Origin of the sequence: Kitasatospora sp. NPDC059327 (assembly GCF_042752535.1) — a bacterium.
Classification (GTDB): domain Bacteria; phylum Actinomycetota; class Actinomycetes; order Streptomycetales; family Streptomycetaceae; genus Kitasatospora.
In genome coordinates, this window is sequence record NZ_JBHYYB010000009.1 from 115,035 (window position 1) to 129,251 (window position 14,217).

Sequence of the window (14,217 nt, forward strand, 5' to 3'; positions counted from 1 at the left end):
GGCCGGCCCTGACCCGGCCCGCTCTCTCCCGGCCGGCCCTGCCCCGGGACCTGCGGCCCGGCCGCGGCCGCGGCGCCCGGGACCGGACCCGGGCGCCGCCGGACCGGCTCCGGGCGGAAGAGCCGACCCGTGCCCCAGGCGGCCGGGACAGCGGGCGGCGGACCTTGGGTGACAAGCCCGGTACGCCGGGCGACGCCATCCGTCCCGCCACCCGATGGGGATCCCACCATGTCCGCACAGTCCCCGCAGCTCACCGTCCACGACACCCGCCGCGCCCGCTGCCTGCCCGACCTGCTCGACCAACACGTGACCGCACGGCCGGACGCCGTCGCCGTGACCGGCGCCGGCCGGCACCTCAGCTACCGGGAACTCCGCTCCGCCGCCGCTGAGTTGGGTGACCACCTGCACCACCTCGGGGTGGCGGCGGACGACTGCGTCGGCCTCTACGTCGAGCCCTCGCCGGACCTCATGGTGGGCGCCTGGGGAATCCTGTACGCCGGAGCCGCCTACCTGCCGCTCTCCCCGGAGTACCCCGAGGACCGGATCCGCTACATGATCGAGGACAGCCGGACCGGGGTGATCGTCACCCAGGAGCACCTGCGGACCCGGCTGGCCGCGCTCGCGCCGCCCGGCACCCGGATCGTCACCTCCGCCGACCCGTACGGCGGCCGGGAACTCCGGGACGGCGGCCGGCCGGGCGACGCCGGGGCCGACCGCGCCCACCCGTTCCCGCACCAGAGCCAGGGCCCGGCCGACCCGCCGCCGAGCCCCCGGCCGGAGTCGCTCGCCTACGTCATCTACACCTCCGGCAGCACCGGCCGGCCCAAGGGCGTGATGATCGAGCACCGCGCCATCGTGTCCCAACTGCGCTGGCTCACCGCCCGCGGCCACCTCGGGACCGACGCCGTCGTCCTGCAGAAGACGCCGATGAGCTTCGACGCGGCGCAGTGGGAGATCCTGGCACCGGCCGGCGGCGCCCGGGTCGTCATGGGCGCACCGGGGGTCTACCGGGATCCGGAGGCCCTGATCGACACCGTCCGGGAGCACGGGGTGACCACGCTGCAGTGCGTACCCACCCTGCTCCAGGCGCTGCTGGACACCGAGCGGCTGGGCAGCTGCGGCACGCTGCGGCGGCTCTACTCGGGCGGCGAGGCGCTCTCCCGCCGGCTCGCCCGCGCCCTCACCACCGCGCTGCCGCGGGCCACGCTGGTCAACCTGTACGGGCCGACCGAGTGCACGATCAACGCGACCGCCCACACCGTCGACCCCGCCGCAGTGGCCGGGGAGGCCGGGTCGGTGCCGATCGGGATGCCGGTCGACCGCACCCGGTGCTTCGTCCTGGACCGGGAGCTGGCGCCGGTGGAACCCGGGGCGACCGGCGAGCTGTACATCGGCGGCGTCCAACTCGCCCGCGGCTACCTGAACCGGCCCGACCTGACGGCGGAGCGCTTCGTCGCCTCCCCGCACCTCCCGGGCGAGCGGCTGTACCGCACCGGGGACCTCGCCCACTGGAACCCGGACGGCACCCTCCAGTGCGCCGGCCGGGTGGACAACCAGGTCAAGCTGCGGGGCTACCGGGTCGAACTGGACGAGATCGCGCTCGCCGTCGAGGAGCACACCTGGGTCCGCCGGGCGGCCGCGATCGTCACCGACGACCCGCGGACCGGTCACCGGAACCTGGTGGCCTGCGTGGAGCTGAACCCCGGGGAGGCGGCCCTGATGGACCAGGGCAACCACGGCGGCCACCACCAGTCCAAGGCGAGCCGGCTGCAGGTCCGAACGCAGCTGTCCGATCCCGGTGTGCGGGACGCCGACGAGCTGGCCGGCCGGCCGGTGGTGGCGCTGCCCGGCCGGCGGGAGAGCGGTCGGCAGCGGCGCGAGACCTTCGCCCGCAAGACCTACCGCTTCTACGAGGGCGGACCGGTCACCCGGGAGGACCTGCTGGCCCTGCTCGCGCCGCCCACCGCCCCGGAGCCGGCCGCCCCGGAGCCGGCCGGACCGGGCGCGGCTGGACCGGGCCTGGCCGAACTGGGATCGATCCTCAGGTGGTTCGGCCAGTTCCACAGCCCGGAGCGGCTGCTGCCGAAGTACGCCTACGCCTCCCCCGGGGCGCTGTACGCCACCCAGCTGTACCTGGAGACCGGCGGCACCGACGGTCTCGACGCCGGGGTGTACTACTACCACCCGGTCGAGCACACCCTGGTACGGGTCGGCGACGGTACCGGGTGCCCCGGCCTGACCGTCCACTTCCTCGGCAAGCGGCGCGCGATCGCGCCGGTGTACCGGAACAACATCCTGGAGGTGCTGGAGTTCGAGGCCGGCCACATGGTGGGCGTGTTCGAGGAGGTGCTGCCCGCCCACGGGCTGGCCGTCCGGCCGCTCGGCGTCCGGCCGGCCGTCCGGGCCGGGCTGGACGTGGCCGAGGAGGACCACTACCTCGGCTCGTTCGGGATCGGCCCCGCCGACGGCCGGCCGCGGCCGGACCGCACCGAGTTCTACGTCCAGGCCCACCCCGGGCGGGTCACGGGCCTGCCCGCCGGCCAGTACCGCTACGCGGACGGCGCGTTGACCCGGATCTCGGACGAGCTGGTGCGGTCGCGGCACGTGATCGCGATCAACCAGCAGGTGTACGGGCGGGCCGGCTTCGGCATCACCGCCGTCAGCCGGGCCGACGAACCGTGGCTGGAGTACATCGGCCTGGGCACGGCGCTGCACCGGCTGCAGCGCGCCGGGCTCGCCCTCGGCCTCGGGTTCATGTCCTCCGGCTACAGCTCGAAGAGCGGGCACCCGCTGCCGGCCGCGCGGCGGATCGACGCCGTGCTGGCCTCCTGCGGGATCGAGCCGGGCCCGTCGTACTTCTTCCTCGGCGGCAAGGTGAGCGAGGAACAGATCCGCAGCGAGGGCATGATCGAGGACGCCGTCCACATGAAGGGACCGGCCGAGATCGTCCGGGACGAACTGGCCGCCGTCCTGCCCGACTACATGCTCCCCAACCGGGTGCTCGTCCTGGACGAGCTGCCGCTGACCGCCAGCGGCAAGGTCGACGCGAAGGCCCTCGCCGCCGATCCCGCGGTCCGTGACGCGGGCCCGGGCGGCCCGGACGTCCCGCCGTCGACGCCGACCGAGCACCGGCTCGCGGCGGCCTGGGGCGGGGCGCTGAAGTACGAGCACGTGTCGGTGGAGGACGACTTCTTCTCCGCCGGCGGGAACTCGCTGATCGCCGTGGCGCTGATCAACCGGCTCAACCGCGAGTTCGGCACCCGGCTGCCGCTGCAGATCCTGTTCGAGAGCCCGAAACTGGCCGATCTGGCCGCCCGGATCGACGGGGACGCGGGCGAGCCCGGCTCGCGGCTGGTGCCGCTGCACCGCGAGGGCACCGGCGGCCCGGTGTTCTGCTGGCCGGGGCTCGGCGGCTATCCGATGAACCTGCGCCTGCTCGGGCGCACCGTGGGCCGGCCGTTCTACGGCGTCCAGGCGCACGGCATCAACGCCGGGGAGACGCCGTACCCGACGATCCGGGAGATGGCCGCGACCGATCTGGCGGAGATCCGCCGGGTGCGGCCCACCGGCCCCTACACCCTGTGGGGGTACTCCTTCGGCGCCCGGGTCGCCTTCGAGACGGCCTGGCAGCTGGAGCGGGCCGGCGAGCGGGTCGCGGACCTGCTGCTGATCTGCCCCGGCAATCCGGAGCTGCGCCGGGCCGGCGGCGGGCGGCACGGGCGGGAGGCCTCCTACCGCAACCCCGCCTACGTCGCGATCCTCTACTCGGTCTTCGCCGGCTCCGTCGGCGGGCCCGGCCTGGAGGCCTGCCTGGCCGAGGCGCACGACGAGGACGGCTTCACCTCCGTCGTCCACCGCCTGATGCCGGAGCTGGGCGAGGAGCTGATCCGCCGGATCTGCCGGATCGTCGGGCAGACCTACGAGTTCGACTACAGCTTCGGCGAACTCGCGCGGCGGCGGCTGGAGGCGCCGGTGACCATCGTCAAGGCGGCCGGTGACGACTACTCCTTCATCGAGGGGAGTTCCGGCTACTCCGCCGCGCCGCCGCTGGTGGTCGAACTGGCCGGCGACCACTACGGCGTGCTGAGGGAGCAGGGCATCGCCGAACTGGTCGCCGCGATCCGGGCCCGGCCGGTCGGCTGAGGCCGGCCGGTCAGAGCGCCTCGGCCGAGCCGGGTGGCAGCATCCGCAGCCGGCCGGCCAGGTCGGGGGCGGCGAACGCCTCGGCGATGCGGGCCGGGTCCTCGACGAAGTGCTCCCAGGACTCGAAGTGCAGCGGGACCACCTGGCGGGCACCGAGCGTCCGGGCCAGTTCGGCGCCCTCGGCCGCGCTGAGCGAGAAGGCGAGGTCCCCGGTGGCGGGGAAGTGCGCGTCCCCCAGGTGCAGGAAGGCCGTGTCGACGGTGAAGCGCTCGCCGATCTCGCGCAGGGCGTCGTGGCGGGTGGTGTCGCCGGAGATGTAGAGGGTGCCGCCCTCGTACTCCACCACGAAGCCGGTGACCGGGCCGGTGACCGGCTCGGTGCCGGCCGGTCCGTGCCGCGCCGGGGTCGCGGTGACGGTGACGGTGGTCGCACCGGCGGTGCACCGCACGCTCTCCCAGGTGGCGAGGCCGGCCGCCGCGCCGCCCAGCCGCTCGGCGGCCTCGGGGGTGGTGAGCACCCTCCCGGCCCGGCCGAGCACCTCCCGGCCCGCGCGGTCGAGGTTGTCGGCGTGCTGGTCGTGGGAGAGCAGGACGAGGTCGATGGGCGGCAGGTCCTCGGCGCCGAGCGCGGCACCGGCGGTGCGGCGCAGCGGGCGGGCGGCCGGGTAGTCGGAGGGGGCCCGGTCCAGCGCGGGATCGGTGAGGACGGTCAGGTCGCCGATCCGCAGCAGGACGGTGGCGGTGCCGAGATAGGTGGCGGTGACGGGGACGGCCATGTCGGACGCTCCTTGGGGCGGAGGACGGCGGGCGGCGAGCGGAGGAGGAGGGGCGGGGCCGGGACGGCCCCGGGAGGGGGAAGCGGCGAACGGGCGTTCGGCGCAGCGGTGCGACATCGAGGAAACTAAACCGCTCAGTTCATTATGTCAACCAAACGGTTCAGTCTTGACAGTGAACTGAATCGTGTAGTTCATTGGGGCCATGACCACCACCACCGCCCCGCGGTCCACCGTCCGAGTCGTCCGCCCCGTCCACACCCACGAGGGCGCGGGCTTCCCGGTCCGCCGCCCCCTCCCCACCGCCGACCTGCCCTTCCTCGACCCCTTCCTGATGGTCGACCAGGTCGGCCCGGTGGAGCTCGCCCCCGGCGAGGCCAAGGGTGCCCCGCCGCACCCCCACCGCGGCTTCGAGACCATCCAGTACGTCATCGACGGCGACATCGCGAACGCCGACTCGCGCGGCCACCACGCGGTCGTCCGCGCCGGCGGCGTGCAGTGGCTCACCGCCGGCTCCGGGATCGTCCACGAGGCGCTGCCCACCGAGGAGTTCCTCGCCGCGGGCGGCCGCCAGCACATGCTGCAGATCTGGGTCAACCTGCCGGCCGCCCTCAAGACGCTCCCGCCGCGCAGCCAGAACGCGGAGGCCGCCGACCTCCCCGTGGTGACCACCGAGGGCGGCGCCGAACTCACCGTGATCGCCGGCAGTACCCACGGCGCCACCGGACCGTTCACCACCCACACCCCGGTCCTGGTCGTGCACGCCCGCCTGGCGGCCGGCGCGCGGGCCGAGTTCACCGCCCCCGCCGGGCACAACGCCCTGCTGTACGTCCTGTCCGGCGAGGCCGCGACGCCCGACGCGCGACTGCCGGACGGCCATCTCGCGGTGCTCGCCCAGGACGGCGAGCGCTTCACCGTCGAGGCCTCCGGCGGGGCCGCCGAGGTCCTGGTGCTGGCCGGCGAGCCGATCGGCGAGCCGGTCGCCCGCAGCGGGCCCTTCGTGATGAACACCGTCGCCGAGCTGCACCAGGCCCAGCGGGACCACGGCCTCGGCCTGATGGGGCGGCTCCCCCGGTGAAGCGACCCCGGCCCCCGGGCCGGCCGCCCCCGCCGCCTTTGCGTACCGAACGGTTCAGTTCATACACTGGGCTCCCCCATCCAGGACCAGCACCCCGAGGACACCGCCATGGGCGCCGACACAGCGGACGCGACGGACGAGTACGGCATCCCGGTCATCCCGGACCCGACCGACGCCGCCCAGCGCAAGCGCCGGGCGATCATCGAGGCCGCGCTCACCGAGTTCCTGGCCGAGGGCTACTCGGCCGCGTCCATGGACGCGATCACCAGCCGCTCCGGCGTCTCCAAGGCGACCATCTACAAGCACTTCGGCAGCAAGGAGCGGCTCTTCCTGGCCGTCATCGGCGGTGTCCTGCCGCAGACCTACGCCGGACTGGAGTCCAGCACCTCCACCCTGGTGGACGCCCCCGACCTGCGGGCCGCCCTGGTCGACCTCGGCACCGCGTGGGCCCACGTCCTGCTGCGCCCCGACATCATGTCGCTGCGCAGGCTGGTCATCGGCGAGACGGAGCGCTTCCCGCAGCTGGGCCGGCTCTGGTACCGGCTCAGCTACGACATGATCAACGGGCCGCTGACCGAGGCCTTCACCGAGCTCGACCGGCGCGGGCGGCTGACCGCCCCCGAGCCGGAACTCGCCGTCCAGCAGCTCGTGGCCGCCACCCTCGGCGTCCCGCAGCTGATGCGGACCTTCGCCCCCGACGAGGAGCTCGACGACGCCCGGCTGGCCACCCTGATCGGCTCCGGGGTGGACCTCCTGCTCGCCCGGTACGCGGGGCCGGGGCAGGCCTGACCTGACCGGGCCGGGTGGCCCGGGGCCGGTCCGGACGGATCACGACCGGTCCGCGGCTCCCTGACCGACCGAGGCCAGGTAGGCCGCGGTCGACTCCGGCGCGGCGAGCCAGGCCGCGTGGTCGGCCGGCTCGGCATAGGTGTTGGCGAGGCGTCGGGCGACCGCCGGGTGCGCCGCCGCCGCGCCGAACACACCCCGCAGGTGCTCCGGCATCGCCAGCATCGCGGTGGTGAAGTCGACGGTGTGGCGCGCGTGCTCCCGCCAGAACCGTTCGAAGGTGGCGTGCATCCACGCGGGCGTGAACGGCTCCCCGCCGTGCGCGGTGATCGCCCGAAGATAGGCGTCCGCGGCCCGGGCGGCACTGTTGGCGCCCTGGCCGGTGATCGGGTCGTTCAGCACCAGCGCGTCACCGATGCCCAGCACGTGGACCTCCCCGCCGCTGCCGTCCAGCCGGGCCACCGGCCGGCGCACCGTCGGGGTGAGCGCCCCGTACAGCCCGGCCCCCGCGTCGGTCGGCTCGGCGGAGCCCCACAGCTCGGCCTCCCACGGCAGGTGGACCCCCAGGACCTCGCGGATCCGGGCCAACTGCGCGGCGGGGCCCGGACGGTCGGGGAAGCAGTCCAGCGGCCCGCCGGGCACCGCCTCCCAGAGCAGGATCTCGCACGGCCCCGAGAGGGTCAGCGCCGGCTGCAGGTACAACTCCCCCAGGCCGGGCAGCGCGTGCATCCGGGCACGGGGCTCCGTCGCCGGATCCGGCGAGCCGACCCCGTGCACGTAGAGACAGGACAGTGACCGCTGCGGCACGTCGTGCGGCGAGCGCCGGGCGTCCCGCTCGAAGATCCCGGCGAGTTCGCCCCGGCCGGCGGCCACCACCGTCAGCTCGTGCCGCCCGGCCAACTCCCGCAGGGCCGCGCGGTCCAGGGTGCGGTGCTCGACCCGGCCGCCGCGCTCGGCGACCAGCTCCAGCCAGTGGGCCGTCTTCAGCCGCTGGTCCACCGACTGGGCCGGGTCGTCCAGCGTCATGGTGAACTCCAGCGCCCGCACCCCCGGCGGCGCCACGAGCACCGAGCGGACCGAGGAGACCGCGGGCGCCCGACCGGCCCACAGGTCCAACCCCGCCGCCCGCTCGATCCGCAGCGCCGGGCCGAACATCGCCTGGGTGGAGAGCACCCGGCCGCCGCGCACCTGCGCCGCGGTCCGCTCCGCCACCACCGTCACCTCGTACCCGCCCGCGAGCAGGCCCAACGCCAGCTGCAGACCCGCCTGACCCGCTCCGACGACGGCGATCCGACGCATGAACACCTCCCGGGGACAACGGTTCTGATGGTAGGTCAGCCGACGACCCCGAGCCCAGGGGGCCGATCCCGGGCGCCCGCGCCACCGCGCGGACAGCGCCGGAATCCGCTGGTGCGATCGACCGCGCCCCTGATAGCAATGTGACATGCTACATACCGCCAAGGTCGCCCTCCGGGCCCGACACGACGCCGACGTCCCCGTCCTGCAAGCTGAGCTGTACGACGACGTCATGACCCGCTCCCGGGCCGACTCCCGCCCCTGGCAGCCCATCGCGCCGGGAGCGGCCGAGTCCCCGTACGCGGTGGCCGCGCCCTCGGAGGACGCGGCCTGCTTCTCCGTCGGCGCCCTCCCCTCGGGCGAACTCGCCGGCGAGGCCCTGCTGTGGGGCATCGACACCCACAACCGCACCGCCCACCTGGGCATCTCCCTGCGCCCCGCGTTCCGCGGCCGGGGCCTGGCCCGCGAGGTCGTCGCCCTCCTGTGCCACTACGGCTTCACCGTCCGCGGACTCCACCGCCTCCAGATCGACACCCTCGCCGAGAACCTGCCGATGATCGCCACCGCGACCCGGCTCGGCTTCACCCTCGAAGGCACCCTGCGCCGCTCCGCCTGGGCGTACGGCGCCCACCGCGACGAGGTCGTGCTCGGCCTCCTCGCCGAGGAGTGGACCGCCCCGGGCGACGTGTTCTCCGGACCGGCCCGGCCGGGCCGCTGAACCCCGGCGGCGCGGGCCGGCGCCCGGATGCGGTCCGGGGGCTTTGCTGCGAGGGTGCCACCGTGAGCCGCGCCCGACCGGGCGGGTGGCGCCCGGCAGCACGCTGGAGGAGTCGCGGATGGACCTGCACCTGTCGGGCAAGGCGGCCGTGGTCACCGGCGCGGGCAAGGGCATCGGCCTCGCCGTCACCCGGGCCCTCGCCGCCGAGGGCGTCGGCGTGCTGGCCGCGTCCCGCACCCTGACCGAGGACCTCGCCGGGCTGAGCCGAACGGCCGACGTCCTGCCCCTGCGGGTGGACCTCACCGCCGCGGACGGCCCGGCCCGGGCGGTCGACGCGGCGGTCACCCACTTCGGCGGGCTCGACCTGCTCGTCAACAACGTCGGCGCCGTCCGCCCGCGCCCGGACGGCTTCCTGTCCGTCACCGACGCCGACTGGGAGCAGGCACTGACGGTCAACTTCCTGACCGCCGTCCGCACCACCCGGGCCGCGCTGCCGCATCTCCTCGCACGGGGCAGCGCCGCCGTCGTGACCGTCAGCTCGGTCAACGCCTCGCTGCCCGACCCGGCGGTCATCGACTACGGCGCCGCGAAGGCGGCGCTGGCCAACTTCTGCAAGTCCCTCTCCAAGGAGGTCGCCGGGCGCGGCGTCCGGGTGAACACCATCAGCCCCGGTCCGGTCTCGACCGCCCTGTGGCTCGGCGTCGACGGCGTCGCCGCGACCGTCGCGCAGGCCGGCGGCGGCAGCGCCGACGAGGTCGTCCGGCAGGCCGCCGCCGAGTCGGCCACCGGCCGCTTCACCCGGCCGGAGGAGGTCGCCGACCTGGTCCTGCTGCTCGCCGGGGACCGGGCCGGCAATGTCACCGGCGCCGACTTCCGGATCGACGGCGGGCTGGTCACCACCCTCTGAACCCGCCGCGCCGCGACTCCCCCGCCCGGGGCCGGGTGGCGGCGGACGGGCCGGGACGAACGGCGGCCGTCCGTCCCGGCCCGCCGGTCAGCCCGCCAGCTCGGCGCGGACCACCCGGGCCGCCTCGACCAGGTGCTCCAGCGAGGCCCTGGTCTCCGGCCAACCGCGGGTCTTCAGACCGCAGTCGGGGTTGACCCAGAGCCGCTCCGCCGGAATCGCGGCCAGTCCGGCCCGGAGCAGCGAGGCCGCCTCCCCGGCGCTCGGCACCCGGGGCGAGTGGATGTCGTAGACACCCGGGCCGACCTCGCGCGGATAGCCGGCCTCGGCCAGCTCGTGGGCGACCTCCATGTGCGAACGGGCCGCCTCCAGCGAGATCACGTCGGCGTCGAGCTCGTCGATCGCGGTCATGATCGCGCCGAACTCGGCGTAGCACATGTGGGTGTGGATCTGGGTGTCGGCGCGGACCCCGGAGGTCGAGAGCCGGAACGACTCGGTGGCCCAGGCCAGGTAGCCGGGGCGGTCGGCCGCCCGCAGCGGCAGGGTCTCGCGCAGCGCCGGCTCGTCGACCTGGATGACGGCCGCGCCGGCCGCCTCCAGGTCGGTCACCTCGTCGCGCAGGGCGAGCGCGACCTGCCGGGCGGTGTCGCCCACCGGCTGGTCGTCCCGGACGAAGGACCAGGCGAGCATGGTCACCGGGCCGGTGAGCATGCCCTTGACCGGACGGTCCGTCAGATCGGCGGCGTAGCGGTACCAGTCGACGGTCATCGGGTGCGGGCGGGAGATGTCGCCGGCCAGCACCGGCGGGCGGACGTAGCGGGTGCCGTAGGACTGCACCCAGCCGTGCCGGGTGGCCAGGTAGCCGGTCAGCTGCTCGGCGAAGTACTGGACCATGTCGTTGCGTTCCGGCTCGCCGTGGACCAGGACGTCGATGCCCGTCTTCTCCTGGTAGGCGATCACCTCACGGACCTCGGCCCGCATCCGGTCCCGGTAGGTGCCGTCGTCGATGCGGCCGGCCCGCAGATCGGCGCGGGCCGTGCGCAGTTCGGTGGTCTGCGGGAAGGAGCCGATGGTGGTGGTCGGCAGCAGCGGCAGGTTCAGCCTGGTCCGCTGCGCCTCGGCGCGCTCGGGGTAGGCCTGGGCGCGGCGGGCGGCCGCGGGGGTGGTGGCGGCGACGCGGGCCCGGACGGCCGGGTCGTGGGTCAGCGCGGAGGCGGCGCGGGAGGCCAGGTCGGCACGGTTGGCGGCCAGTTGGGCCGCGATGGTGTCAGTGCCGTGGGCCAGGCCGCGCGCCAGGGTGGCGATCTCGGTGGTCTTCTGGCGGGCGAAGGCCAGCCAGCGGGCGACCTGCGGGTCGAGGTCCCGCTCGGCGTCGGCGTCGAGCGGGACGTGCAGCAGGGAGCAGGACGGCGCGACGTCGACCCGGTCGGCCAGCCCGAGCAGGGTGCCGAGGGTGGCGAGGGACTTCTCCAGGTTGTTGATCCAGATGTTGCGGCCGTCCACCACGCCCGCGACCAGGCGCTTGCCGGGCAGGCCGCCGACGGCGGCGAGGTCGTCGAGGTTGGCGGCGCCCGGACCGGTGAAGTCCAGGCCGATGCCCTCGATCGGGGCCTTGGCCAGGACGGGGAGGGCCTCGCCGAGACGGTCGAAGTAGCTGGCGACCAGCAGCCGGGGGCGGTCGGTGAGCCCGCCGAGTTCGCGGTAGACCCGGGTGGCGGCGTTCAGCTCGGCCGGAGTGCGGTCCTGGACCAGGGCCGGTTCGTCGAGCTGGACCCACTCGGCGCCCGCGGCGCGCAGGTCGGCGAGGAGTTCGGCGTAGACGGGCAGCAGCCGGTCCAGCAGGGTGATCGGCCGGAAGTCCGCGGCCACGCCGGGGGCGGGCTTGGCGAGCAGCAGGTACGTCAGCGGGCCGACCAGCACCGGCCGGGCGCGGTGACCGGCCTCCAGGGCCTCACGCAGTTCGGCGACCGGCTTCGCGGAGTTCGCCACGAAGACCGTGTCCGGGCCCAACTCGGGTACCAAGTAGTGGTAGTTGGTGTCGAACCACTTGGTCATCTCCAGCGGTGCGACCTCCTGCGTGCCACGGGCCATGGCGAAGTAGCCGTCCAGCGGGTCGGCCGCGACGGCGGCGCGGTGGCGGGCCGGGATCGCGCCGACCGCGACCGTGGTGTCCAGGACGTGGTCGTAGAGCGAGAAGTCGCCGGTGGGGACTTCGGTGACGCCCGCCTCGGTCAGCCGGCGCCAGTTGTCCCGGCGCAGTCCGGCGGCGACGGCGTGCAGGGCGGCGGCGGTGACGCGGCCGGCCCAGTACCCCTCGACGGCCTTCTTCAGCTCCCGGTCGGCACCCTGCCGCGGGTAGCCGTACACGGTGGCCTGCGGGGCGGTGGAACTCGATGACACGGAACTCTCCTTCGCGAGTCGCGCTGCGATCCCGGGAGAGCGCGACGGCGTGGAGGTACGACAGTGGGGGCACGGCACCAGGATGGGCCCGCCCGCTCCGCCGACCCGCCCTCGAGGTCACCGAGATCACCGCGTGCGGGGTGCACGCGGGCAGTGGCAGGTCTTCGGACTCGCGGGCACGTCCATCTGGCGAACCAGGCGGACCCCTACTGGCCGTCGCTTCCCGGGCCCCGCTGGGACCCAGTGCATGTGACGGCGGTCGTTCCCACTCACCGCTGCGGGGCAGTCCCGGATTTCCACCGGGTTCCCTCTTGCGACGCCGTGGCTGGAGGACACGGCGAACCGACTGCACCGCCCACCCTAGGCCCATCGACGGCGTCGCGTCGGCGATTGTCCGGATCGCGGATGGTGGCGTGGGCAGGTGAGGCGCCCCGTCACCCCCGCGGCCCCGCTCCCCCGGACCGCCCCGCTCCCCCCGGCTGTGCGGCGCCGCCCGGGCGAACCGCCGCTCCGACCCGGACGGGATAGGGCACGAAGGTGCTGGTGTGCTCGTCCACCGCCAGGGGCAGGCCGACCGCGGGCGCGGCCCGCTGCGGGCAGGCGGGGCGCTCACACGCCTTGCAGCCGAGGCCGATCGGGGTCGCGGCCGCCTCGTCCGCGAGGTCGAGCCCGGCGGAGTAGACGAGCCTGGACGCGTGCCGGAGCTCGCAGCCGAGGCCGACGGCGAAGGTCTTGCCCGGCCGCCCCCAGCCGCCCGGTGAGCGGGACACCGCCCGGGCGGTCCACAGGTAGCGCCGGCCGTCGGGCATCGCGGCGACCTGGACGTGCACCCGGCCGGGGGCGGCGAAGGCCTCGTAGACGTTCCACAGCGGGCAGGTGCCGCCGGTGCGGGAGAAGTGGAAGTCCGTGGCGGACTGGCGCTTGGAGACGTTGCCGGCCCGGTCGACCCGGACGAAGGAGAACGGCACCCCGCGCAGCCGGGGCCGCTGGAGCGTGCTGAGGCGGTGGCAGACGGTCTCGTACCCCAGCCCGAAGTGGTCGGCGAGGTGCTCGATGTCGTAGCGCGCCGCCTCCGCCTCGGCGTGGAAGACCCGGTAGGGCAGGACCAGGGCGGCGGCGAAGTAGTTGGCCAGCCCGATCCGGGTCAGGGACCAGGCGGTCGACCCGGGCGCGCTGTCCTCGGCGGCGAGTTCACCGAGCAGCGCGTCGTGTTCCAGGTAGGCCAGCTGGGTCGCCATCCGGAACGCCTGCTGGCCCGGGCGCAGCCGGTCGGACAGCCGCAGCACCCGGCTGTCCGGGTCGTACGCGTGCAGGTGCTCGCCCCCGACGACCGGCCGGACCTGGTGCCCGGCCGCGAGCCGCTCGGCCAGGGCCTCCCGGACCCCGCCCCGCCGCAGGCCGATCTCGGCGGCCAACTCCTCGGCGGCGAGGTCGAGTTCATGGAGGTAGTTGCGGCGACGGTAGAAGAACTCGCGGACCAGCTCGTGCGGTGTGCGGGCGGTGTCGGCGGCCGGGCCGCGGTCCCCGGTGAGGACGGCGAGCTGCTCGGCGGCCGCCCGGCGGCCGCGGCCGAGGTCTGCCAGCACCCGGGCCACGGCGGGCAGTCGGGTGGCGAGGTCGTCCAGGTCGCCCGGGGTGAGGCGGCCGGCGAGGAGCTCCTCGCCGAGCGAGTCGCGCAACTCGGCGGTGAGCCGGGCGGTGTCCGGCGGCGCGAAGTACCCGGCGTCGACGCCGAAGGCCTCGGTGAGGCGCAGCAGCACCGGGACGGTGAGCGGGCGGGCGTCGTGCTCCAGTTGGTTGAGGTAGCTGGGGGACAGGTCGAGCAGCCGGGCGAGCGCCGCCTGGCTGAGTCCGCGGTCCTCGCGCAGCCGGCGCAGCCGTGCGCCGGCGAAGGTCTTTCCCATCCGGCCCTCTCTCCCTGCCGTCGATCCGTCCGAGCCGGCCGTCGGCGCTCCCCGTGCTGTCGACGCGTCCGCCTGCCTGCCGTCCGCCTGCCTGCCGTCGACCCGTCCGGTGCCCGGCAGCATAGCCGGGCGTCCGCCGGCGGGACCTTCGCAGACTTCGCCGATTCACAGGCCGCGCTTCGCAGAACATGGCCGCCGTCCAGCGGTGACGGCGCG

General features: G+C 75.0%; 9 protein-coding genes and 1 riboswitch. Of the genes, 5 read left to right on the forward strand and 4 right to left on the reverse strand.

Annotated features, from left to right (window positions below; all coding sequences use genetic code 11):
- The first annotated feature begins 228 nt into the window (after window positions 1-228).
- On the forward strand, window positions 229-4,143 hold the full coding sequence (locus tag ACFXHB_RS08895; protein ID WP_380573159.1) for an amino acid adenylation domain-containing protein: 3,915 nt from the start codon (window positions 229-231) through the stop codon (window positions 4,141-4,143).
- 10 nt (window positions 4,144-4,153) lie between these two features.
- Here ACFXHB_RS08895 and ACFXHB_RS08900 read toward each other — a convergent pair whose 3' ends face one another.
- Entirely contained in the window at window positions 4,154-4,918 is a 765-nt protein-coding gene (locus tag ACFXHB_RS08900) for an MBL fold metallo-hydrolase (protein ID WP_380573161.1), read from the reverse strand.
- Window positions 4,919-5,120: 202 nt separating this feature from the next.
- Between ACFXHB_RS08900 and ACFXHB_RS08905 the strand changes: the two genes are divergently transcribed.
- On the forward strand, window positions 5,121-5,993 hold the full coding sequence (locus tag ACFXHB_RS08905) for a pirin family protein (RefSeq protein ID WP_380573162.1): 873 nt from the start codon (window positions 5,121-5,123) through the stop codon (window positions 5,991-5,993).
- A 108-nt stretch (window positions 5,994-6,101) separates the two neighbouring features.
- Entirely contained in the window at window positions 6,102-6,782 is a 681-nt protein-coding gene (locus ACFXHB_RS08910; protein WP_380573163.1) for a TetR/AcrR family transcriptional regulator, read from the forward strand.
- Window positions 6,783-6,821: 39 nt separating this feature from the next.
- Here ACFXHB_RS08910 and ACFXHB_RS08915 read toward each other — a convergent pair whose 3' ends face one another.
- Complete coding sequence (locus ACFXHB_RS08915) at window positions 6,822-8,078, reverse strand: styrene monooxygenase/indole monooxygenase family protein (protein WP_380573164.1); 1,257 nt, start codon at window positions 8,076-8,078, stop codon at window positions 6,822-6,824.
- 145 nt (window positions 8,079-8,223) lie between these two features.
- Here ACFXHB_RS08915 and ACFXHB_RS08920 point away from each other — a divergent pair, with 145 nt between their 5' ends.
- Both ACFXHB_RS08920 and ACFXHB_RS08925 read left to right on the forward strand, forming a co-directional pair.
- Entirely contained in the window at window positions 8,224-8,793 is a 570-nt protein-coding gene (locus ACFXHB_RS08920; protein WP_380573165.1) for a GNAT family N-acetyltransferase, read from the forward strand.
- A 118-nt stretch (window positions 8,794-8,911) separates the two neighbouring features.
- Window positions 8,912-9,700, forward strand: a complete 789-nt coding sequence (locus ACFXHB_RS08925; protein ID WP_380573166.1) for an SDR family oxidoreductase — start codon at window positions 8,912-8,914, stop codon at window positions 9,698-9,700.
- An 87-nt stretch (window positions 9,701-9,787) separates the two neighbouring features.
- Here the strand turns inward: ACFXHB_RS08925 and metE are convergent, their stop codons facing one another.
- Together metE and ACFXHB_RS08935 are read right to left on the reverse strand one after the other, a co-directional pair.
- Window positions 9,788-12,097: a 5-methyltetrahydropteroyltriglutamate--homocysteine S-methyltransferase gene (metE, locus tag ACFXHB_RS08930; RefSeq protein WP_380573168.1), complete on the reverse strand. Its 2,310-nt coding sequence runs from the start codon at window positions 12,095-12,097 to the stop codon at window positions 9,788-9,790.
- Window positions 12,098-12,255: 158 nt separating this feature from the next.
- Window positions 12,256-12,410: riboswitch (cobalamin riboswitch) on the reverse strand.
- A gap of 121 nt (window positions 12,411-12,531) precedes the next feature.
- Entirely contained in the window at window positions 12,532-14,001 is a 1,470-nt protein-coding gene (locus ACFXHB_RS08935) for a short-chain fatty acyl-CoA regulator family protein (protein ID WP_380573169.1), read from the reverse strand.
- Window positions 14,002-14,217: the final 216 nt, after the last annotated feature.